This window comes from Streptomyces sp. NPDC030862, assembly GCF_055571835.1.
Map to the genome: position 1 here is coordinate 814,423 of NZ_JBVIEN010000003.1, position 20,609 is coordinate 835,031.

Consider the following 20,609-nt stretch of genomic DNA (forward strand, 5'->3'; position numbering starts at 1 on the left):
CGTGAGCACGCCCGAAGAACGCCCGCAGCCCGTGGACGTCCCCCTGATCAACATCGGTGCGCCGGCCTCGACCGGCGGCTGCGGCGACGGCTGCGGCTGCGGCGGTGACGACGAGGTATACGAGTGCGGCCTCGACCCCGCGCTCGCCGCGCTGCTGGTGAACGCCGGCCTCGACCCCGTACTCGTCGAGGACGTCGCCTACCGCGCGATCGAGGAGGACCTGGACGGCGGCGTGGACGTCACCACCGTCGCGACCGTCCCGGAGGACGCGGTCGCCACCGCCGACTTCACCGCGCGCGAGGCGGGCGTGGTCGCGGGCATCCACATCGCCGAGGCGATCATGTCGGTGGTCTGCACCCAGGAGTTCGCGGTCGAGCGGCACGTCGAGGACGGCGACCGCGTGGAGGCCGGGCAGAAGCTGCTGTCCGTCACCACCCGCACCCGCGACCTGCTCACCGGCGAGCGCTCCGCGCTCAACATCATGTGCCGCCTCTCCGGCATCGCCACCGCCACCCGCGCGTGGGCGGACGCCCTGGAGGGCCACAAGGCGAAGGTCCGCGACACCCGCAAGACCACCCCCGGGCTGCGCGCCCTGGAGAAGTACGCCGTGCGCTGCGGCGGCGGCGTCAACCACCGCATGTCGCTGTCCGACGCCGCACTCGTCAAGGACAACCACGTCGTCGCGGCGGGCGGCGTCGCGCAGGCGTTCAAGGCCGTCCGCGAGCAGTTCCCCGACGTACCGATCGAGGTCGAGGTGGACACCCTCCACCAGGTCCGCGAGGTCCTGGAGGCGGGCGCCGACCTGATCCTGCTGGACAACTTCACGCCGGCCGAGACCGAGGAGGCCGTCACCCTCGTCGGCGGCCGTGCGGTCCTGGAGTCCTCCGGCCGCCTCACCCTGGAGAACGCCGCCGCGTACGCCGCGACCGGCGTCGACTACCTCGCGGTGGGGGCCCTCACCCACTCCTCCCCGATCCTCGACATCGGCCTCGACCTGCGAGAGGCGGAGCAGGGCTGATGCTGCTCACGATCGACGTCGGCAACACCCAGACCGTCTTCGGCCTGTTCGACGGCGAGGAGATCGTCGAGCACTGGCGCATCTCCACGGACGCCCGCCGCACCGCCGACGAGCTGGCCGTGCTCATGCAGGGCCTGATGGGCATGCACCCGCTGCTCGGCGACGAGCTCGGCGACGGCATCGAGGGCATCGCCATCTGCTCGACGGTCCCGTCCGTCCTGCACGAACTGCGCGAGGTGACGCGCCGGTACTACGGCGACGTGCCGGCGGTGCTGGTCGAGCCGGGCATCAAGACGGGCGTCCCGATCCTCACGGACAACCCCAAGGAGGTCGGCGCCGACCGCATCATCAACGCGGTCGCGGCGGTCGAGCTGTACGGCGGCCCGGCGATCGTCGTCGACTTCGGCACGGCGACGACGTACGACGCGGTCAGCGCGCGCGGCGAGTACGTCGGCGGTGTGATCGCCCCCGGCATCGAGATCTCCGTCGAGGCGCTCGGCGTCAGCGGCGCGCAGCTCCGCAAGATCGAGCTGGCCCGCCCGCGCAGCGTGATCGGCAAGAACACGGTGGCGGCGATGCAGGCGGGCATCGTGTACGGCTTCGCGGGCCAGGTCGACGGCGTCGTGCAGCGCATGAAGCGCGAACTGGTCGGCCCCTCCGGAGACCCGGCCGACGTCACGGTCATCGCCACGGGCGGCCTGGCCCCGATGGTCCTCGGCGAGTCCACGGTCATCGACGAGCACGAGCCGTGGCTGACCCTGATCGGCCTGCGGCTGGTGTACGAGCGGAACGTCTCGCGGATGTAGCCCGCATCGACCCCCCGTCCGCCTGCGGACCCCCGGCCCGCAGGCGGACGGGAGGCCTGCAGGGGCACGCCGTGAACATCGACTTAAACGACTTTCGTCCCAATTGCGCATATCGTCACCTCATGCCCACGCCATACGGATCCCGCGGCGGCCTGGCGTTCGGCGCAGACGAGCTGCGTGTGCTCCGACGCGCCCTCGCCCATGCCCTTCACCCCGCCCCGCTCGACGACGAGGACGTCCAGGACTGCCACCGCCTCGCCGGCTCGGTCGACGAGGCGGTCCGCGAGGCCGGGCGGCTGCGCGCCTTCCTGCTCGCGGACCTCGCGCGGTACCGCGATGCCCTCCCCGGCTCGGCGACCGGATACCTGGAGCTGCTCCAGGACGCCCTGGCGGCCGGGTACGAGCCCGGGCCCGAGGACCTCGCCGCGCTGCGCAGCCTGCGCCACGGCGCCGTGGCCGCCGCACTGCTGGAGCGCTGCCGGCGCCTGGCCGAGCAGTCCGTACGCGCCCGCCTCGCCGGGCAGCGCACCGCACCGGCCCCGCGCACCCGGCTGCTCGCGCTGCCCGGTGGCCGGGGCCGGACCGCCGCCGCGGCGCAGCAGCCCTCCCCGAAGCCGGCCCCGGACCCCGCGCCCAAGCCCGTCCCCAAGCCCTCCGAGGTCTTTCCGCCGCGCCGGCGACCCGCGGCGCCCCCGCCCGAGAAGCGGGCGGCGAGCTAGTTACCCTGGACGCCATGGACTACGTATCCGCGCTCCTGCCCCCGGTGGTGATGGCCGCCTTCTTCATCGCCCTCATCGTGGTGATCGTCAAGAGCCAGGGCGGCCAGAACAAGGCCAAGGAGGACGCGGCCGTCGACGCGGCCCTCGCCCGCGCCGAGGCCGCCCGCCAGGCGGACGGCTCCGCCTGACACGTACCCGCCGGACCCGGGCCTCGGACCGGAAACCAAGGGCGTACGACCGCTTACGCGTCGTACGCCCTTTTTGTTACCTTTGATACGTCAATAGCCAGTCATTCCGACATCCCCCACTATGGTGGCGACGTGCCCCGTCAATTGGGAGAGCTCGAAGACGCCGTCATGACCCGCGTCTGGCAATGGAACCGGCCTGTCACCGTCCGGGAAGTCCTGGAGGATCTCCAGCAGGAACGGTCCATCGCCTACACCACCGTCATGACCGTAATGGACAATCTCCATCAGAAGGGCTGGGTGCGCAGGGAAGTCTCCGGCCGCGCCTATCGATATACCGCGGTCTCCACCCGCGCCGCCTACTCGGCCGCACTGATGAACGAAGCCTGGTCCAAGAGCGACAACCCCGCCGCGGCGCTCGTGGCGTTCTTCGGCATGATGTCGCAGGAGCAGCGCGAGGCGCTGAATGACGCCATCCGGATCCTGCAACGCGACATCCCGGAAGAGACCGCCGAAGAACCGCCGCAAGGCGAACAGGAACGGGCGGAAGTGGAAGGCGCCGCGCACACCGGGGAGAGCCGGGGTGCCGCCGGCGAGGACGCCGCCGGGCGATAGCGTCCCCTCATGTCCTCCACCGACCTTCCGTCCCCGCCGCCCAATCCCGCCGCGAAAGCCGTGACCGTACGACGCGCCAGGACCAGCGATGTGGCGGCCCTGCGACGCCTCGTCGATCCGTACGTCACCGAGGGCATCCTGCTCGACAAAGCGACGGTGACGCTTTACGAGGACATCCAGGAGTTCTGGGTGGCGGAACGCGACGAGGACGGCACGGTCGTCGGCTGCGGCGCTCTCCACGTGATGTGGGAAGACCTCGCCGAAGTGCGCACTCTCGCCGTCGACCCGCACTTCCGGGGGGCGGGTGTCGGCCATCAAGTGCTGGGGAAGTTGCTGGACACGGCCCGGTGGCTCGGCGTGCGCCGGGTTTTCTGCCTGACCTTCGAAGTCGACTTCTTCTCCAAGCACGGCTTCGTCGAGATCGGTGAGACGCCGGTCGCCGGAGATGTCTACGCCGAGCTCCTGCGTTCCTATGACGAGGGCGTCGCCGAGTTCCTCGGTCTCGAACGAGTGAAGCCGAACACCTTGGGCAACAGCCGGATGCTTCTGCACCTGTGATCGGAGGATGAGCCTCACCGATCCCTATGTCCGAATCGCGTATGTTTCCCGCCTGTCCCGGGTTCCGAACCTCTCCCGGGGGTTTGTGTTTTCCAGGGAAAAGCGGTTTCCTTTCCGCGTACTGCATTTTCGATGAAAGGAAATCCGGTGGCACAGAAGGTTCAGGTCCTTCTTGTTGACGACCTCGACGGCGGCGAGGCGGACGAGACGGTGACGTTCGCTCTGGACGGCAAGACCTACGAGATCGACCTCACCACCGCCAACGCGGACAAGCTCCGCAGCCTGCTCGAGCCGTACACCAAGAGCGGCCGGCGCACCGGTGGCCGCGCCGCGGGCGGTCGTGGCAAGGGTCGCGTCGCCGCCGGCGGCAGCCCCGACACCGCGAAGATCCGCGCGTGGGCCAAGGAGAACGGTTACAACGTGAACGACCGCGGTCGCGTCCCGGCCGAGATCAGGAAGGCGTACGAGGACGCCAACCACTGAGTGCGGCCCCGTCGCCCGCACCCAGCAGCCGGACCCGGTGGCACGCCGTCGCCGCCGTGTCCACGAGCCGTACGAGACAGGGGGCGTTCCCCCTGTCCCCCGGAGCCGTCCCGGTGGCCGGCCCCGCCCCGGGCGAGGGCAGCGCCGGAAGCGTCGGTTCCACCTCACGCCCGGGCAGGGGAGGGCGCAGCCACACGGCGGCGCCGGGCGAGCCGGAGCCACTCCGTCCCGGGGGCAGCCCCGGGGGGACGGGAGCGGGCATCCGGCCACCGGCGCCGAGCACCGTCAGGTCCAGGGCGATCCCGCCCCACTCCAGCCACTGGAGCAGCCCCGGCAGCTCCTCCGCGCTCCCCGCGGCGACGAGCATGCGCATCCGGCGTCCTTCGACGGCGACCGGCCAGTGCCCGCCCAGGCGCCGCAGCACGGCGGCTCCCGCGGCGGCCGGCAGCTCCAGCACGTCGAAGCGGAGCCCCGTCGGCAGCTCCACCCCCGCCGGGCCGCGCGCCGCGGCCCAGCCGAGCTCGTGCGCGTACCACCGCGCGTGGCCGTCGTCGTCGCCGTCGTCGTCGGCCGGCAGGCGCGGGAGGGGGACGGTGAAGGCCATACCGGGGGAACTCCGTGCCGCCCGCCCGGGTTACGCACCGTAGGAGAACGATCACGGAGCGTGCCGTTCCGGGGGGCGCCCAGACGTGGGGGTGGGCGCAAGAGTGTTCGCCCTTAGCGGAGGGAACCGGGGTTCACCGCATGGAGTGTCAGTGGCTGCGGGTAAGACATTCCTAGTGGGGAGGGGCGACACGCACGGTCCGGGCGTCTCACGTTCGCCATCGGCGTACTGCCGGTGAGGGTAAGTACCTGGCCTGCGGGAACATCGTCTCGCACCATCGGGTTGGAGCATTTGTCGGCGTTCGGGTCAGGAGGCCACAGACGGGTGTCGGCAGTTGGAATGAGCGGTCCCCGCTTGCGGGACTAAGCTGCGGAAGGACAGGGAGGGGACCGACCCCTCTACTGCCTGACCGCTCTGAGGAGCGATTAACGATGTTCGAGAGGTTCACCGACCGCGCGCGGCGGGTTGTCGTCCTGGCTCAGGAAGAAGCCCGGATGCTCAACCACAACTACATCGGCACCGAGCACATCCTCCTGGGCCTTATCCACGAGGGTGAGGGTGTCGCCGCTAAGGCCCTGGAGAGCCTCGGGATTTCGCTCGAGGCGGTCCGCCAGCAGGTGGAGGAGATCATCGGCCAGGGCCAGCAGGCCCCGTCGGGTCACATCCCCTTCACTCCCCGTGCCAAGAAGGTCCTGGAGCTGTCGCTCCGCGAGGCCCTTCAGCTGGGCCACAACTACATCGGCACCGAGCACATCCTGCTCGGCCTGATCCGCGAGGGCGAGGGCGTCGCCGCCCAGGTCCTCGTGAAGCTGGGCGCCGATCTCAACCGGGTGCGGCAGCAGGTCATCCAGCTGCTCTCCGGCTACCAGGGCAAGGAAGCCGCCACCGCCGGTGGCCCTGCCGAGGGCACCCCCTCCACGTCCCTGGTCCTCGACCAGTTCGGCCGGAACCTCACCCAGGCCGCCCGTGAGTCCAAGCTCGACCCGGTCATCGGGCGCGAGAAGGAGATCGAGCGGGTCATGCAGGTGCTGTCCCGCCGCACCAAGAACAACCCGGTCCTCATCGGCGAGCCCGGCGTCGGCAAGACGGCGGTCGTCGAGGGCCTGGCGCAGGCCATCGTCAAGGGCGAGGTGCCCGAGACCCTCAAGGACAAGCACCTCTACACCCTGGACCTGGGCGCGCTGGTCGCCGGCTCCCGCTACCGCGGTGACTTCGAGGAGCGCCTGAAGAAGGTGCTCAAGGAGATCCGCACCCGCGGCGACATCATCCTGTTCATCGACGAGCTCCACACCCTGGTGGGTGCGGGTGCCGCCGAGGGCGCGATCGACGCGGCGTCCATCCTGAAGCCGATGCTCGCCCGCGGTGAGCTGCAGACCATCGGTGCCACGACGCTCGACGAGTACCGCAAGTACCTGGAGAAGGACGCGGCCCTGGAGCGCCGCTTCCAGCCCATCCAGGTCGCGGAGCCGTCGCTGCCGCACACCATCGAGATCCTCAAGGGCCTGCGCGACCGGTACGAGGCCCACCACCGGGTCTCCATCACGGACGAGGCCCTGGTCCAGGCCGCCACCCTGGCCGACCGGTACATCTCGGACCGCTTCCTGCCGGACAAGGCGATCGACCTGATCGACGAGGCCGGCTCCCGGATGCGCATCCGCCGGATGACCGCGCCGCCGGACCTCCGCGAGTTCGACGAGAAGATCGCGGCCGTCCGCCGGGACAAGGAGTCCGCGATCGACTCCCAGGACTTCGAGAAGGCGGCCTCTCTCCGCGACAAGGAGAAGCAGCTGCTGGCGGCGAAGGCCAAGCGGGAGAAGGAGTGGAAGGCCGGCGACATGGACGTCGTCGCCGAGGTCGACGGCGAGCTCATCGCCGAGGTCCTCGCGACCGCCACCGGCATCCCGGTCTTCAAGCTGACCGAGGAGGAGTCCTCGCGTCTGCTCCGCATGGAGGACGAGCTCCACAAGCGCGTCATCGGCCAGAAGGACGCCATCAAGGCCCTGTCGCAGGCGATCCGCCGTACGCGCGCCGGCCTGAAGGACCCGAAGCGCCCGGGTGGCTCGTTCATCTTCGCCGGCCCGTCCGGTGTCGGTAAGACCGAGCTGTCCAAGACGCTCGCCGAATTCCTCTTCGGCGACGAGGACGCGATGATCTCCCTCGACATGTCGGAGTTCAGCGAGAAGCACACGGTTTCCCGCCTCTTCGGTTCCCCGCCCGGATACGTGGGTTACGAAGAGGGCGGCCAGCTCACCGAGAAGGTGCGCCGCAAGCCGTTCTCCGTCGTCCTCTTCGACGAGGTCGAGAAGGCCCACCCCGATATCTTCAATTCCCTTCTCCAGATCCTGGAGGACGGTCGGCTGACCGACTCCCAGGGCCGGGTCGTGGACTTCAAGAACACGGTCATCATCATGACGACCAACCTCGGGACCCGGGACATCTCGAAGGGCTTCAACCTGGGCTTCGCCGCTCAGGGTGACGTCAAGACCGGTTACGAGCGGATGAAGGCGAAGGTCAACGAAGAGCTGAAGCAGCACTTCCGGCCCGAGTTCCTCAACCGTGTCGACGACACGGTCGTCTTCCACCAGCTCAGCCAGGAAGACATCATCCAGATCGTCGACCTGATGGTCGCCAAGGTGGACGAGCGTCTGAAGGACCGCGACATGGGCATCGAGCTCAGCGGTGACGCCAAGAAGCTGCTGGCGAAGAAGGGCTACGACCCGGTCCTGGGCGCCCGGCCGCTGCGCCGGACGATCCAGCGCGAGATCGAGGACATCCTGTCGGAGAAGATCCTCTTCGGCGAGCTGCGCCCCGGTCACATCGTGGTCGTGGACACCGAGGGTGAGGGTGAGGAGAAGAAGTTCACCTTCCGCGGTGAGGAGAAGTCGGCGCTGCCCGACGTCCCCCCGATCGAGCAGGCGGCCGGCGGCACCGGCCCGAACCTCTCGAAGGACGCGTAAGCAGTAAGAGCTGAAAGAAGGGGCTGTCCCGTACGGGACAGCCCCTTCGGCGTTTCCGGTCAGCAGACCCGCGGCTTGTGCCAGGAGCATTCGAGGTCGCCGGGTGCCTCGACGGTCCGCAGGCGCTCCGGCGTCGCCGTGGCGATCGTCCCGGCGGCCGTGTCCGAGCGGGCCAGGGTCACCACGATCGCGTCCTCGACGCCCTTCACGGACGGCGCCAGGTAGTTGTTGAGGATGATCGAGTAGACCAGGCGCCGGCCGCCCGCGTCGGTCACGTACCCGGAGAGCGCCGAGGCGCCGGTCAGCGAGCCGGTCTTGGCGTGGGTGTTCATCGCCGCCGCGGTACCGCACATCCGGGTGCGCAGGGTGCCGCCCGTGGCGCGGTCCGGGGCGCAGGCGACCGGCAGGGACGCGTACCAGTCGGCGTACCAGGGGGCGTCCTGGACGGCGAGGAGCAGCCGGCTGATCTGGGCGGCGGGGAAGAGGTTCATCCGCGACAGCCCGGACCCGTCGGCCTGCCGCACCTGATCCGGCTCCACGCCCTCCGTCTTCAGGTACGCACCGATGGCGGTGAGGCCCGCGCTCCACGAGCCGCGGCCCGAGGTCTCGTAGCCGATCGTCTTCGTGAGCGCCTCGGCGTGCATGTTGTTGGACAGCTTCATGAAGGGCCGCATGAGGTCCTTGAGCGGCATGGAGGTGTGCGAGGCGAGGACCGTGGCGCCGTCGGGCGTCGGCACGCCCAGGCGCGGCCGGCCGCCCGCGACGCGTACGCCGTGGGCCGAGAGGGCGTCGGCGAAGACGGCGGCGGCGTAGCCGGTCGGCTCCCAGACGGTGATCCACTCCTTGGTGGCCGCCGCGCCCAGGGGGATCTCGCCGCTGACGACGATCGTGTTGGTGCCGTGCTCGCGCTCGACGGCGAGGGTGTCGGGCCGGCCGGCGGCCACGGTGGTGGCGCGGTTGTCGACGCGTACGTAGTCGGTGCGGGGTGCCACGCTCACCCGTGGCCTGGCGCCCGCCGCGCCGCCCGGGGCGGCCTCGACGACGACCGTGCCCGCGTCGTAGTCGGTGTCCGGGGCGACCGTGAGGGCGGAGGTCTGCGCGGAGTAGTACGACGACTCGTCGTCGGCGGCCCACGAGCGCCCCAGCCGGTGGGCGTCGAAGCGGGTGTCGTCCGCGACGAGCCGCCCGGCCACCCACCGGACACCGGATGCGGCGACCCGGGCGGCGAGGGCGTCGTAGTCCTTGGCGAGCGTGGTCGGGTCGCCCGTACCGCGCAGGTACAGGTCACCGCGGAGGACGCCGTTCCGGGGGCGGGCGGTGGCCAGTACGTCCGTACGGAACCGGTACTCCGGCCCCAGGAGCTCCATGGCGGCGGCGGAGGTGACGAGCTTGGTGTTGGAGGCGGGCATCAGCCGGTCGCCGCCGTCGCGCTGGTAGAGGGTCTCCCCGGTCCCGGCGTCGGCGACGACGACGCTCGCGGCGCCGCCGTCCAGCCGGGGGTCGGCGAGGATCGTGTCGATGGCCCCTTTGAGGCCGGTGTCGGAGGGTCCCGCGCCGGCGGGAAGAGCGCTCCCCCCGAGGAGTCCGGCGAGCCCGAGGGCGAGGGCGGTCACGCGCATCACGTGTCTGCTCATGGAGAGGAGGATGGCGGAGCCGGGTGGGGCTGGGAAGGACGCCCGGCGCCGCCACGTCACCGCGTTGACGCCCGGGACCCGCGGGCCTTTGGTCCCGAAACGGACAGGCGTGCGGCCCGCCGCCCGTGACAAGCCGCACAGGCGGTTGGCGCGGTACTAGGCGGAATAGTGCGGTCCGAGGCCTTTCCCCGGCCGCCTCTCGGCGGGCGGGCGTCGGCCGTACGGGGTCGGGGGCGTGTGCGGCCACCGAGGCCGTCGGGAAAGCCCCAGCTCAAGGGCACCCTCATCCGGACAAACCTCGCTTTCCAAGGACATTCCGGCCTCTCGCCCTGTCTTTCGCCGTGCCGTCAAGAGTCCACGTCACACCCTCACCGCTACGACGACATGTCGTAGATGGGTGGTTTGAGGCGGGATGGGGGGTCGGGTTACCAAGGATGAGCACCCGCCCGGCGCACCGCTCGCGTCGGGTCCGTTCTTGTCCGGAGGTCTTTCCCCGTATGTCGAAGCGCATCAAGCACCCCACCCGTAACGCCGCCGTCGCCCTCGCCGCCGTCGGCATGGGAGCTTCGCTGGCGTTCGGATCCGGTGCTGCGTTCGCGGCCGGGGCGCAGGCGGCCCCCGCCATCGACACCGCGGCCGCCGTCGCCGCGCAGGCCGCGGCCCAGTCGAAGGTCGCCCAGCAGGCCGAGGCCGCCAAGCAGGCCGCGGCCGCGCAGAAGGCGGCGCAGGCGGCGCAGGCGGCGAAGGTCGCCGAGGTCGCGAAGAAGGCGGCCGCCACGAAGAAGGCCGCCGCCAAGAAGACGGCCTCCTGGGTCAAGCCGGTCAACGGCTACACGCTGACCGCCTCCTTCAACCAGGGCGGCGCCATGTGGTCCCACAAGCACTCCGGCCAGGACTTCGCCGTGCCGGTCGGCACCCCGGTCAAGGCCACCCACAGCGGTGTCGTCGTGAAGGCCGGCCCGAACGGCGGCGGCGACGGTCCCGCGTACGGCAACGCCATCGTGATCAAGCACGCCAACGGTACGTACTCGCAGTACGCCCACCTGTCGAAGATCGACGTCTCCGTGGGCGCGAAGGTGAAGACCGGCCAGCTCATCGCCAAGTCCGGCAACACCGGCAACTCCTCCGGCCCGCACCTGCACTTCGAGATCCGTACGACCCCGAACTACGGCTCCGCGATCAACCCGGCGTCGTTCCTGCGCTCGGAGGGCGTCACCATCTGACCCGCGCGTTACGAGCGGCCCTGATGGGCCTGGGTCAGCAGATCGACGGCGACCTCGAGGATGGCTTCGTGCTTCTCCTCGGGGTCGCCTTCGACGTGCTGCATGAAGAAGACGCCGGCGTGCATGGTGAACAGCGCGCTGATGCACCGCACCCGGTCGGCCATGGCGAAGCCGGGCTCCTGCACCAGCCCGGACAGGGTGAGCATCCGCTCCTTGAAGGTCTCCCCGATGCTCAGGTCGCGCACGGTGGCCTGGTTCTCCTGCATGAAGCGGAAGAGCGGGGTCGCGCCGAGCAGGGCCGCGTGGTACCGGCGCAGGATCTCCTGCTTGGTCTCCAGGGTGCGGGGCTGCCCTTCGGCCCAGGCGATCAGGTCGTCGATCGGCCGCGTCAGGTCCTGGAAGAGGCTGATGACGATGTCTTCCTTGGTCTTGAAGTGGTAGTACAGCGCCGCCTTCGTGACCCCGAGCCGCTCGGCGATCTCCCGCAGCGAGGTCTTCTCGTAGCCCTGCTCGGCGAAGAGTCCGAGGGCCACGTCCTGAATCCGCTGGCGCGTGTTGCCTCTGGCCATGGTGCTCGGTCCTCTCACAAACTTACTTGACGCCCGGCTAGTACCGCGTCTACCGTCACCAGTGTAGAACTAGCCGGGCGGCAAGTAAGTGGAGCGGGGAGCATGAAGGACGCGGGGAGCATGAAAGACACCGACATACGACAGCGACAGCGCCGGGAGCCGCGCACGCGCAGCGTGCGCGTGGTGCTGCTCGCGCTGATGATCGCCATCCTGCTGGCGATGCTCGACAACATGATCATCGGAACGGCGATGCCCACCATCGTCGGAGAGCTCGGCGGCCTGGCGCACCTCTCCTGGGTCGTCACCGCCTACACCCTCGCCACCGCCGCCTCCACCCCGATCTGGGGCAAGCTCGGCGACCTCTACGGCCGCAAGGGCAGCTTCCTCACCGCGATCGTGATCTTCCTGATCGGCTCGGCGCTCAGCGGCATGGCCCAGGACATGGGCCAGCTCATCGGCTTCCGCGCCGTCCAGGGCCTGGGCGCCGGCGGTCTCATGGTCGGCGTCATGGCGATCATCGGCGACCTGATCCCGCCGCGTGAGCGCGGCAAGTACCAGGGCATGATGACCGGCGTCATGGCCCTCGCGATGATCGGCGGCCCGCTGGTCGGCGGCACCATCACCGACCACTGGGGCTGGCGCTGGTCCTTCTACATCAACCTGCCGCTCGGCGCGGTCGCCCTCGCGATGGTCAGCGCCGTCCTGCACCTGCCGAAGCGGGAGCGCGACCGCCGGCCGCGTATCGACTACCTCGGCACGGCGCTGCTGACCATCGGCATCACCGCGATCGTCCTGGTCACCACCTGGGGCGGTACGGAGTACGCCTGGGACTCCGCCACGATCCTGGCGCTGAGCGCCGTCGGCCTGGCCTCCACCGCCGGGTTCCTCTTCGTCGAGACCCGCGCCGCCGAGCCCGTCGTGCCGCTGCACATCTTCCGCAGCCGCAACTTCACGCTCATGTCGGTGATCGGCTTCCTGACCGGCTTCGTGATGTTCGGCGCCATGCTCTTCCTGCCGCTGTTCCAGCAGTCCGTGCAGGGCGCCTCGGCCACCAACTCCGGGCTGCTGCTCCTGCCGATGCTGATCGCCATGATGATCGTGTCGCTGTACGCGGGGCGCGTCACCACCAACAGCGGCAAGTACAAGATCTTCCCCATCGTGGGCGGCGGGCTGATGGTCCTCGGCCTCTTCCTGATGGCGCAGATGGACACCGGCACCTCCCGCTTCACCTCCGGGGCGTACATGGCGGTCCTCGGCGCCGGCATGGGCTTTCTGATGCAGATCACCATGCTGGTCGCGCAGAACAGCGTCGAGATGAAGGACATGGGCGTGGCCTCGTCCACGACCACGCTCTTCCGCACGCTCGGCTCGTCCTTCGGCGTCGCCATCATGGGCGCGCTGTTCACGTCCCGGGTGCAGGACGAGATGGCGGCGCAGGGCGGCGGCGCGGCGACCGCGCAGACGGCCCAGCTCGACGCGGCGAGCCTGGCGCGGCTCCCGGAGCCCGTGCGCGAGGCGTACCAGGTCGCGGTGGCGTCCGGTACGCACACGGCCTTCCTGCTGGCCGCGGCGGTCGCCCTGATCGGCTTCGTGGCGGCGTTCTTCGTCAAGGAGGTCCCGCTGAAGGGAGCCGGGCCGCAGCGTCCGGAGCCCCCGCAGGCGGAGCCCCCGCAGACGGAGGTCCCGCCGAAGCTGGCGGCCTCCAGCAGCTGAGGGCCGGGGGCGGGGATCCGGTACCCCGAGGCGGGGACCCCGTACCCCTGCGCCCCGCCCCGGCTACCGGTCCTCGGGCCTCCCGCCCCGGCTACCGGTCCTCGGCCGACGGCCGCAGGACCGGGAAGCTGCCCGTCGACGTCGGGGCGTGCTCCGGAAGCCACAGGACCGCGATCGCCCCGCCCGACGGGGAGGCGTTGCGGAAGGTGAGGCGGGCGCCCAGGACGCGGGCCTGGCCCGCCGCGATGGTCAGGCCCAGGCCGTGGCCGTGCCCGGCGCGGTCGCTCGCGCCCGTGCGGAAGCGGCTCGGCCCCTCGCGCAGCAGCGCCTCCGGGAAGCCCGGCCCGTGGTCGCGCACCCGCAGCACGCGGCCCTCGACGGTGACCTCCACCGGGGGCTTGCCGTGCTTCGCGGCGTTCGCCAGCAGGTTGCCCAGGATGCGCTCCAGCCGCCGCGGGTCGGTGTTCACCCACGACTCGTGCACCACGCGGATCTCGGCCTCCGGGTCCAGCGCCCGCACCCGCCGCTCGACGAACTCGCCCAGCGCGATCTCCTGGAGCTCGGCCCGCTCGGAGGCGCTGTCGAGCCGGGCCACCTCCAGCACGTCCTCGACCAGCGTGCGCATCGCCTGCGCCCGGTCCCGTACGAGCTCACTCGGCCGCCCGGGTGGCAGCAGCTCGGCCGCGGTGAGCAGCCCGGTCACCGGCGTACGCAGCTCGTGCGCGATGTCCGCCGTGACGCGCCGCTCGGCCTCGATCCGGTCGTTCAGCGCGTCGGTCAGCGCGTCCACCGCACGCGCCAGCTCGTCCGTCTCGTCCCGTACGCGCCCGCCGATCGCGTCCCGGACCCGTACGTCCGTGTTGCCCTGGGCGACCTTCCCGGCCGCCGCGGCCGCCTTCCGCAGCCGCCGCGACAGCTGCCCGCCGATCAGCACGCCGAGCGCGCACCCGCCGAAGACCACCGACACCGAGCCGGCCACCAGCGCCTGGTCCAGCGCCTTCATGATCGTCGTGGAACGCCCGGCGAACTGCGTGCGCAGCGACAGCACGTCGCCGTTGGCCAGCGGCACGGCGGCCCAGACGTCCGGGGCGCCGGAGTGCCGCTCCTCCACGTACGTGCCGCGGTGCCGCTGCCGCATCAGCTTCTCCAGCTCGGGCGGCAGCGCCGGGTCGTTGACCTTCGTGCCGAACTTCGGCTCGCCCTTCGGCTTGGCCGACTCGTACATCCGCTGCGCGAAGACGAGCCGCTCCATCTGCACCTCGCGCGCGTTGTCCAGCATGGAGACGCGGGCGGCGTTGTGGACGACGAGGCTGAGCGCGGCCGTGATCAGGGCGCCGACCCCCGCGATGGCGATGGCGATCTTCCAGCGGACACCGGTGCGCACGGCGAAACGACGGCGGCTCATGCCTTGAGCTTGTAGCCGAAGCCCCGGACCGTCTCGATCCGGTCCTGGCCGATCTTCGTACGGAGCCGCTGGACGTGGACGTCGACGACGCGCGTGTCCCCGCCCCACCCGTAGTCCCACACCCGCTCCAGCAGCTTGTCGCGGGACAGCACCGTGCCGGGCGCCGACGAGAACTCCAGCAGCAGCCGCATCTCCGTCGGGGTCAGCCCGACCGGGGCGCCGGCCCGGCGCACCTCCATGCCCTCGGTGTCGATCTCGATGTCGCCGAAGACGAGCACGCCGCCCTGGTCCGGGCCGCCCTGCCGCGAGGCGTCGGCGGCGGCGCCGCCCGCCGCGCCCGAGGCGTGCCCGAAGCGCCGCAGCACGGCGCGGATCCGGGCCACCAGCACGGCGCCGTCGAACGGCTTGGTCACGTAGTCGTCGGCGCCGGCCTCCAGGCCCAGCACCACGTCGATGGAGTCGGCGCGGGCGGACAGCATGATCACCGGCACCGTCGACTCGTCCCGGATGCGCCGGCAGAGGCTGACGCCGTCCATGCCGGGCAGCATGACGTCGAGCAGCGCGATGTCCGGCCGCCGCGCCCGGAACGACTCCAGCCCGGACAGTCCGTCCGGCATGGCGGTCACCGCGAAGCCGTCCCGCTCCAGGGCGAGCTGCGTGGCCTCGCGGATGACGTCGTCGTCCTCGACGAACAGGACATGGGTCTCGGCCATCGCCATCCCGCGCTCTCTCGGTCCTCGGTCGGTTCTGGGTCTCAGTTCTCGGGCGGCGAGCTCGGCGCGGGCCCGTCGATGCCGCCGTCGCCGATCGCCTTGCTGTAGTCGTTGTGCACCCGGTCGTGCTCGCTGAACCGGTTCCCCACCCAGCGGTACGTGATCACGTCCTCGCCGGACGGATACGCGACCGGGTCGCCCTCCTCGTACACCTGCCGGGTGAGGACGAGGTCGCCCCGGTCGATCGTGGAGTACACGGCCGGTTCCTCCACCGCGAAGACATTCTCGTACGCGTTGTCCACCAGGCGGTACACGTACGTCCCGACCCCCACGGCATCCCCGCACGTCAGCACGTTCACCACCACGTCCGGGCGGCCGTTGCCGGTGAGGTTCCCGTACGACGTGTCGACCGGGTACGCGTCGGCCGTGCACGGCTTCAGCTCGTCCTTGACCTGGTCGCTGACCTTGGGATCGTCCTTGATCAGCCGGACCGGGTCGACCTTCTTGACGGGCGAGGACCCGGCCGGCGCCGTCGGCGCGGACGTCGGGGTCGACTGGTCGGCCCGGGCCGCGCCCTCGTCGCGCGTGCCCGTACCGCCGGTGGAGCAGCCGGCCGTGAGCAGGCCGAAGGCGGCGAGCACGGCCGTCGCCGTGGTACTCGCCGCCCGGATCCTGCCGGTGCCGCCGACGTCGTTTCTCAGGCCGCGCACCGTTCCCGCCCTCGTTCGTGACCGCGTTCCGTACGCTCCGGGGAGCGGGCGCCGGTGTCGACGGCCCGGCTCTCCAGCTCCTGACGGAGCCGGGCGAGCGCCCGGTGGAGCGTGCTCTTCACCGTACCGGTCGACATGCCGAGCGCGGCGGCCGTCTCCTCGGTGCTCATCTGCTCCCAGTGCCGCAGCACGACCACGCTGCGCTGCTTGGGCGCCAGCACCTTGAGCACGTCCATCAGCAGGGCCCGGTCGGCGTGCTGCTCGGTGGCGTCGTCGACGGACGCGTCGGGCAGCTGCTCGGTGGGCACCTCCTCCAGCTTGCGGGCGCGCCACCACTCGGTCCGCGTATTGATCATCACGCGGCGCAGGTACGCGTCGGCGAGGGCCTTGTCCGCTATGCCGTCCCAGCGGCCGTACGTACGGGCAAGCGCCGTCTGCAGCAGGTCCTGGGCGTCGACGGGGTCCGGGACGAGACGGCGCGCGCTGCGCAGCAGCGCGTCCTGCCGAGTGCGTACGTACTCCTCGAATTCGAGCACCTCGCCGTGCGACATCCGAACCGCCTCCATCCCCGTGACGAGCACCCCCCGTGGGCACCCCTGTGGTCTTACGGCAGGAGACGCTACGGAGCTGTTGTCACGGGGTTGTCCGAGGCAGCCGTCGGCGGACGCACGGCTGTCCATCGGTTGTGTAACAGCGGAGGTGTGACAACCCCGGATCAGGGGAAGGTGATCATGTTCGGCCCCCGCTGGGAGTGCCGGGAGTGCCGGGAGTGCCAGGAATGCCCGGACCGGCCGGAGCGCCAGGAGTGCCCGGACCGGCCGGCGCCTCCGGAGCGGCCGGGCCGGCCGGGAGCCGGTAGCGGCCGCCCGCCAGGGGCTCCACCAGCCCGTCCGCGACCAGCCCGTCCAGCGCCCTCGCCCGCTGCACCGGCTCGTCCCACACGGCGTCCAGCGCGGCCTGCTCCACCGGCGCCACCGCCTCGCGCAGCACGGCGAGGAGCTTGCCGCGCACCTGGCGGTCGGTCCCCGCGTACGTCTGGCCGCGCCGCGCCGGGCCGTCGTGCGCGGGCTTGCCCGCCAGCCGCCAGGCGCAGTGCCCGGCGATCGGGCAGCGCGCGCAGTCCTCGTTCTTCGCGGTGCACACCAGCGCGCCGAGCTCCATGGACGCCGCCGCCCAGCGGGCCGCGGTCGTCTCGTCCTCGGGCAGCAGCGCACGGGCGAGCCTGCGCTCGGCGGCCGTGGTGGCGTTCGGCGGGTACTGCACGCCCGTGACGGACCGGGCGAACACCCGGCGCACGTTGGTGTCCAGGACGGCGTGCCGCTGCCCGTACGCGAACGACGCCACCGCCGCGGCCGTGTACTCGCCGATGCCCGGCAGCGCCAGCAGCTGCGCGTGGTCGCGCGGTACGTCGCCGCCGTGCCGCTCCGTTATGGCGACGGCCGCGCCGTGCAGACGCAGGGCACGGCGCGGGTAGCCGAGGCGGCCCCAGGCGCGCACGGCCTCGCCGGGGGCCTCGGCGGCCAGGTCGGCGGGGCGCGGCCAGCGGGCCAGCCACTGCTCGTACACCGGGAGGACCCGGCTGACCGGGGTCTGCTGGAGCATGAACTCGCTGACCATCACGCCCCAGGCGCCCGCCTCGGGGCGGCGCCAGGGCAGGTCGCGGGCGTGCTGCTCGAACCAGGCGAGGACGGGTGTGTGCAGCCGCGCGTGCGCGCCGGCGTCGGCTGAGGAGGGGGTGGAAGAGGGGGAGGAAGAAGGGACGGAGGAGGGGGCGGAAGCGGCGGCGGAGAGGCTTTCGGTCGCAGTCATGGCACCCCCGATCCTGGCACGTTCCTCAGCCGCGGCGGTGCATCGGCTCCCGGCGCCGCTGCGCCACATGCCGTCCGGTCGCGGCCGCGGGGACCACCGGACCGCGCCCCGCCAGCCAGGTCGCGGCACCCGACCGGCTCGTACGCATCGTGTCGACCAGCGCGCCGGCCGGGCGGGTCAGCAGCTTGACGAAGACGACGGCGACCAGCGCGCCCAGGACCAGCCCGGCGGCCACGTCGTGCGGGTAGTGCACGCCGACGAAGACCCGCGAGAACGCCATGAGCAGCGCCATCGGCACCGTCAGCCAGGCGATCCCGCGCCAGGCGAGGGCGAGCGCGAGGGCCGCCGCGCCCGCGATGGCGGAGTGGTTGCTCGGGAAGGACCAGTCGCCGTACGCCGGGCACTCCACCAGTGAGGCGGCCGCGCCCGCGACCGCGCGGCACGGCCGCTCCTCGTCGATCACCGACTTCAGCAGCTCGCTGACGACGTACCCGAAGGCCGTGCCGAGCGGCGCGAGGACCGCGAGCGCCATGGCCCGGGAGGCGTCGGGCCGCGCCCGCCACCAGCCGACGATGAACAGCACGCCGAAGAGGAGCAGCCCGGCCTCCGTCCACAGCTCGGCGATGAGGTGTACCCAGCCGGGGGTGGTGTGGGCGAAGTCGGTGATGTCGAGGTAGAGGTCCTGGCTCATGGTTACGGACGGTACCTGGCTGCCGGGCGGCCTGACGCGCCGCCGTCCACATCCCCGGCCCTGGAATGTGATCATCGGCAAAACTTGGTGCATGAGCGGCGGGTGGGGCGGGAGTTGGCGGCTGATCTCTCGTACAGTTTGCGCGTGGGATCTCTGCGCAATCCGGTCGGGCCGCTTCCCTCCTCCATCTACTGGCGACGGAGGGCAGTCGCGGCGAGCCTGGTCGCGCTGCTCGCGCTGCTGATCGTATGGGTCGTCACCTCGGGTGGGGACGGCGGCGGCAAGGACGGCGGGGGCGACAGCGCCAACGGAGCCACGCCCGCACCCTCCATCACCCCGGGCCCCTCCCAGCCGGGCCCGGCGATCAGCAACCAGCCGGGCGGCCGCGACGAGTCCGGCGCCTCCGGGGGCTCCGGCGGCGGCACGGCCCCGGGGGCCGGCGACGACGGCAAGAACGGTGACGCGGCGTCAGGCAGCGCCGCCGGCACGGGTACGAGCGCCGGAGCGGGCTCCGGCGGCTCCGCCGGCACGGGCTCCTCGGCCGGTTCCGGCTCCGCCGGCTCCGTCGCGAACCAGGTCCCGGCGGACTCGCCGCTGCCCGACTGCGCCCCCGGCGCCCTGCGGTTGACCCTGCGCAGCACGAAGGTGTCGTACGAGCCCGGCGAGAAGCCGCGGTTCGAGCTCGTCGTCCGCAACACCTCGGGCACCACCTGCAAGGCGGACTTCGCGCCCCGCACGGCGGTCCTGACCATCAAGAACAGCGACGCCGACACCGTCTGGTCCTCGAAGGACTGCCCGCGCGGCGCCGGACCGCTGATGCTGCGCGTCCCGGCGGGCGGCAGCGTCACGCACACCGTCGAGTGGGACCGCCTGCGCAGCGCGCCGCAGTGCGCGACGCCGTCCGGGGCGCGGGCCGCCGGAGCCGGGACCTACCTGGTGGAGGCGGCGGTGCCGGGCGCGAAGGTGCTCCCGGCGTCGTTCACCCTCGCCAAGGACTGACGCCCCAGGGCGACGCGGCGGGCCCGCCCCCGGGCCCGCCGCGGACTACACGTACCGCTCGAGGATCGACGACTCGGCGAGCCGCGACAGCCCCTCGCGCACGCTGCGGGCGCGCGCCTCGCCGACGCCGTCGACGGTCTGGAGGTCGTCGACGCTCGCCGCGAGCAGCTTCTGCAGACCGCCGAAGTGCTCCACGAGCCGCTCGATGATCGCGCCGGGCAGCCGCGGCACCTTGGCCAGCAGCCGGTAGCCGCGCGGGGAGACCGCCGAGTCCAGTGCCTCCGGCGAGCCGGTGTACCCGAGGGCGCGGGCCACGATCGGCAGCTCCAGCAGCTCCGCGTGGCTGAGCGCGTCCAGCTCGGTGAGGGCCTCGGCGACCGTGCGCGACCGCTTGGCCGTGGGCTCCGGCACGTAGTCGCGGACGACGAGCTCGCGCTCGGGCTCGACGCCCGCGATCAGCTCGTCCAGCTGGAGGGCGAGCAGCCGGCCGTCGGTGCCGAGCTCCACCACGTACTCGGCGATCTCGGTGGCGATCCGGCGGACCATCTCCAGGCGCTGGGCGACGGCCGTGACGTCCCGGACGGTCACCAGGTCCTCGATCTCCAGCGCCGAGAGCGTGCCGGCGACCTCGTCGAGGCGGAGCTTGTACCGCTCCAGGGTCGCGAGGGCCTGGTTGGCGCGCGAGAGGATCGCCGCCGACTCCTCCAGGACGCGGCGCTCACCGTCGACGTACAGCGCGATCAGCCGCATCGACTGCGAGACGGAGATGACGGGGAAGCCGCACTGCTTGCTGACCCGGTCGGCCGTGCGGTGGCGGGTGCCGGTCTCCTCGGTGGGGATCGACGCGTCCGGGACCAGCTGGACACCGGCCCGAAGGATCTTGGTGATGTCCTTGTCGAGGATCAGCGCGCCGTCGAGCTTGCACAGCTCGCGCAGGCGGGTGGCGGTGAACTCCACGTCCAGCACGAACCCGCCCGTGCACATCGACTCGACGGTCTTGTCCATGCCGAGGACGATCAGACCACCGGTGTTGCCGCGGAGGATGCGCTCCAGGCCGTCCCGCAGGGACGTACCGGGAGCGACCGCGCTCAGGGAAGCGCGCATCAGTGCTTCGTTGCCGGAGCCTCCGCCGGACTTTCCGGGACCTGCTGCCCCGTCCTTGGCTGCCACTGCACTCCTCCGGCTCGTACGGATGGGC

The 20,609-nt window shown here is 71.6% G+C and carries 21 protein-coding genes; 11 read left to right on the forward strand and 10 right to left on the reverse strand.

Features of this window, described 5'->3' with window-relative positions; genetic code table 11:
* Position 1: 1 nt before the first annotated feature.
* The 7 genes from nadC (at position 2) to ACZ42X_RS11875 (ending at position 4,384) form a co-directional block, all read left to right on the forward strand.
* Positions 2-1,018, forward strand: a complete 1,017-nt coding sequence (gene nadC, locus ACZ42X_RS11845) for a carboxylating nicotinate-nucleotide diphosphorylase (protein WP_468287323.1) — start codon at positions 2-4, stop codon at positions 1,016-1,018.
* Positions 1,018-1,824: a type III pantothenate kinase gene (locus ACZ42X_RS11850; RefSeq protein ID WP_361428542.1), complete on the forward strand. Its 807-nt coding sequence runs from the start codon at positions 1,018-1,020 to the stop codon at positions 1,822-1,824. The genes nadC and ACZ42X_RS11850 overlap by 1 nt, the downstream gene beginning before the upstream one ends.
* Positions 1,825-1,976: 152 nt before the next feature.
* Positions 1,977-2,543, forward strand: a complete 567-nt coding sequence (locus ACZ42X_RS11855) for a hypothetical protein (RefSeq protein ID WP_468287509.1) — start codon at positions 1,977-1,979, stop codon at positions 2,541-2,543.
* A 14-nt stretch (positions 2,544-2,557) separates the two neighbouring features.
* Entirely contained in the window at positions 2,558-2,731 is a 174-nt protein-coding gene (locus ACZ42X_RS11860; protein WP_361428540.1) for a hypothetical protein, read from the forward strand.
* 132 nt (positions 2,732-2,863) lie between these two features.
* Complete coding sequence (locus ACZ42X_RS11865) at positions 2,864-3,343, forward strand: BlaI/MecI/CopY family transcriptional regulator (protein WP_468287327.1); 480 nt, start codon at positions 2,864-2,866, stop codon at positions 3,341-3,343.
* Positions 3,344-3,352: 9 nt separating this feature from the next.
* Positions 3,353-3,901 (forward strand): amino-acid N-acetyltransferase, encoded by a 549-nt coding sequence (locus ACZ42X_RS11870; protein ID WP_468287330.1) that lies wholly within the window; start codon positions 3,353-3,355, stop codon positions 3,899-3,901.
* 147 nt (positions 3,902-4,048) lie between these two features.
* Complete coding sequence (locus tag ACZ42X_RS11875) at positions 4,049-4,384, forward strand: histone-like nucleoid-structuring protein Lsr2 (protein WP_361428534.1); 336 nt, start codon at positions 4,049-4,051, stop codon at positions 4,382-4,384.
* Here ACZ42X_RS11875 and ACZ42X_RS11880 read toward each other — a convergent pair.
* Positions 4,353-4,988 (reverse strand): SCO3374 family protein, encoded by a 636-nt coding sequence (locus ACZ42X_RS11880; RefSeq protein ID WP_468287333.1) that lies wholly within the window; start codon positions 4,986-4,988, stop codon positions 4,353-4,355. The two genes, ACZ42X_RS11875 and ACZ42X_RS11880, sit on opposite strands and share 32 nt — an antisense overlap.
* Positions 4,989-5,419: 431 nt before the next feature.
* Between ACZ42X_RS11880 and ACZ42X_RS11885 the strand changes: the two genes are divergently transcribed.
* On the forward strand, positions 5,420-7,945 hold the full coding sequence (locus tag ACZ42X_RS11885; RefSeq protein WP_468287336.1) for an ATP-dependent Clp protease ATP-binding subunit: 2,526 nt from the start codon (positions 5,420-5,422) through the stop codon (positions 7,943-7,945).
* A 59-nt stretch (positions 7,946-8,004) separates the two neighbouring features.
* Here the strand turns inward: ACZ42X_RS11885 and dacB are convergent, their stop codons facing one another.
* Positions 8,005-9,579 (reverse strand): D-alanyl-D-alanine carboxypeptidase/D-alanyl-D-alanine endopeptidase, encoded by a 1,575-nt coding sequence (gene dacB, locus ACZ42X_RS11890; protein WP_468287339.1) that lies wholly within the window; start codon positions 9,577-9,579, stop codon positions 8,005-8,007.
* 497 nt (positions 9,580-10,076) lie between these two features.
* Between dacB and ACZ42X_RS11895 the strand changes: the two genes are divergently transcribed.
* Positions 10,077-10,802 (forward strand): M23 family metallopeptidase, encoded by a 726-nt coding sequence (locus ACZ42X_RS11895; RefSeq protein WP_468287342.1) that lies wholly within the window; start codon positions 10,077-10,079, stop codon positions 10,800-10,802.
* An 8-nt stretch (positions 10,803-10,810) separates the two neighbouring features.
* On the opposite strand, the gene ACZ42X_RS11900 is transcribed toward ACZ42X_RS11895, so the two are convergent.
* A complete protein-coding gene (locus ACZ42X_RS11900; RefSeq protein ID WP_468287345.1) occupies positions 10,811-11,371 on the reverse strand; it encodes a TetR/AcrR family transcriptional regulator in 561 nt (186 codons plus the stop codon).
* A 120-nt stretch (positions 11,372-11,491) separates the two neighbouring features.
* Between ACZ42X_RS11900 and ACZ42X_RS11905 the strand changes: the two genes are divergently transcribed.
* Complete coding sequence (locus ACZ42X_RS11905; protein WP_468287348.1) at positions 11,492-13,084, forward strand: MDR family MFS transporter; 1,593 nt, start codon at positions 11,492-11,494, stop codon at positions 13,082-13,084.
* A gap of 91 nt (positions 13,085-13,175) precedes the next feature.
* Here the strand turns inward: ACZ42X_RS11905 and cseC are convergent, their stop codons facing one another.
* From cseC to ACZ42X_RS11935, 6 genes are all read right to left on the reverse strand, one after another.
* On the reverse strand, positions 13,176-14,489 hold the full coding sequence (cseC, locus tag ACZ42X_RS11910) for a two-component system sensor histidine kinase CseC (protein WP_468287351.1): 1,314 nt from the start codon (positions 14,487-14,489) through the stop codon (positions 13,176-13,178).
* Positions 14,486-15,202, reverse strand: coding sequence for a two-component system response regulator CseB (gene cseB / locus ACZ42X_RS11915; protein ID WP_468287354.1), 717 nt, complete (start codon positions 15,200-15,202; stop codon positions 14,486-14,488). The genes cseC and cseB overlap by 4 nt, the downstream gene beginning before the upstream one ends.
* A gap of 41 nt (positions 15,203-15,243) precedes the next feature.
* On the reverse strand, positions 15,244-15,912 hold the full coding sequence (locus tag ACZ42X_RS11920) for a hypothetical protein (RefSeq protein ID WP_468287357.1): 669 nt from the start codon (positions 15,910-15,912) through the stop codon (positions 15,244-15,246).
* Positions 15,900-16,463, reverse strand: coding sequence for a SigE family RNA polymerase sigma factor (locus ACZ42X_RS11925; RefSeq protein WP_361428518.1), 564 nt, complete (start codon positions 16,461-16,463; stop codon positions 15,900-15,902). The genes ACZ42X_RS11920 and ACZ42X_RS11925 overlap by 13 nt, the downstream gene beginning before the upstream one ends.
* Before the next feature lie 178 nt (positions 16,464-16,641).
* Positions 16,642-17,721 (reverse strand): HhH-GPD family protein, encoded by a 1,080-nt coding sequence (locus ACZ42X_RS11930; RefSeq protein WP_468287360.1) that lies wholly within the window; start codon positions 17,719-17,721, stop codon positions 16,642-16,644.
* A gap of 25 nt (positions 17,722-17,746) precedes the next feature.
* A complete protein-coding gene (locus tag ACZ42X_RS11935) occupies positions 17,747-18,412 on the reverse strand; it encodes a phosphatase PAP2 family protein (protein ID WP_468287363.1) in 666 nt (221 codons plus the stop codon).
* A 144-nt stretch (positions 18,413-18,556) separates the two neighbouring features.
* Here ACZ42X_RS11935 and ACZ42X_RS11940 point away from each other — a divergent pair, with 144 nt between their 5' ends.
* Positions 18,557-19,411, forward strand: a complete 855-nt coding sequence (locus tag ACZ42X_RS11940; RefSeq protein ID WP_468287366.1) for a hypothetical protein — start codon at positions 18,557-18,559, stop codon at positions 19,409-19,411.
* A 45-nt stretch (positions 19,412-19,456) separates the two neighbouring features.
* Here ACZ42X_RS11940 and disA read toward each other — a convergent pair whose 3' ends face one another.
* Complete coding sequence (gene disA / locus ACZ42X_RS11945; RefSeq protein WP_361428510.1) at positions 19,457-20,581, reverse strand: DNA integrity scanning diadenylate cyclase DisA; 1,125 nt, start codon at positions 20,579-20,581, stop codon at positions 19,457-19,459.
* Between the last annotated feature and the right edge of the window lie 28 nt (positions 20,582-20,609).

Coding starts and splice junctions, on each gene's coding strand:
- ACZ42X_RS11850 (WP_361428542.1), top strand. CDS start 1,018: ATGCTGCTCACGATCGACGTCGGCAACACCCAGACCGTCTTCGGCCTG.
- ACZ42X_RS11860 (WP_361428540.1), top strand. CDS start 2,558: ATGGACTACGTATCCGCGCTCCTGCCCCCGGTGGTGATGGCCGCCTTC.
- ACZ42X_RS11870 (WP_468287330.1), top strand. CDS start 3,353: ATGTCCTCCACCGACCTTCCGTCCCCGCCGCCCAATCCCGCCGCGAAA.
- ACZ42X_RS11880 (WP_468287333.1), bottom strand. CDS start 4,988: ATGGCCTTCACCGTCCCCCTCCCGCGCCTGCCGGCCGACGACGACGGC.
- ACZ42X_RS11885 (WP_468287336.1), top strand. CDS start 5,420: ATGTTCGAGAGGTTCACCGACCGCGCGCGGCGGGTTGTCGTCCTGGCT.
- dacB (WP_468287339.1), bottom strand. CDS start 9,579: ATGAGCAGACACGTGATGCGCGTGACCGCCCTCGCCCTCGGGCTCGCC.
- ACZ42X_RS11895 (WP_468287342.1), top strand. CDS start 10,077: ATGTCGAAGCGCATCAAGCACCCCACCCGTAACGCCGCCGTCGCCCTC.
- ACZ42X_RS11900 (WP_468287345.1), bottom strand. CDS start 11,371: ATGGCCAGAGGCAACACGCGCCAGCGGATTCAGGACGTGGCCCTCGGA.
- ACZ42X_RS11905 (WP_468287348.1), top strand. CDS start 11,492: ATGAAAGACACCGACATACGACAGCGACAGCGCCGGGAGCCGCGCACG.
- cseC (WP_468287351.1), bottom strand. CDS start 14,489: ATGAGCCGCCGTCGTTTCGCCGTGCGCACCGGTGTCCGCTGGAAGATC.
- cseB (WP_468287354.1), bottom strand. CDS start 15,202: ATGGCCGAGACCCATGTCCTGTTCGTCGAGGACGACGACGTCATCCGC.
- ACZ42X_RS11925 (WP_361428518.1), bottom strand. CDS start 16,463: ATGTCGCACGGCGAGGTGCTCGAATTCGAGGAGTACGTACGCACTCGG.
- ACZ42X_RS11930 (WP_468287360.1), bottom strand. CDS start 17,721: ATGACTGCGACCGAAAGCCTCTCCGCCGCCGCTTCCGCCCCCTCCTCC.
- ACZ42X_RS11935 (WP_468287363.1), bottom strand. CDS start 18,412: ATGAGCCAGGACCTCTACCTCGACATCACCGACTTCGCCCACACCACC.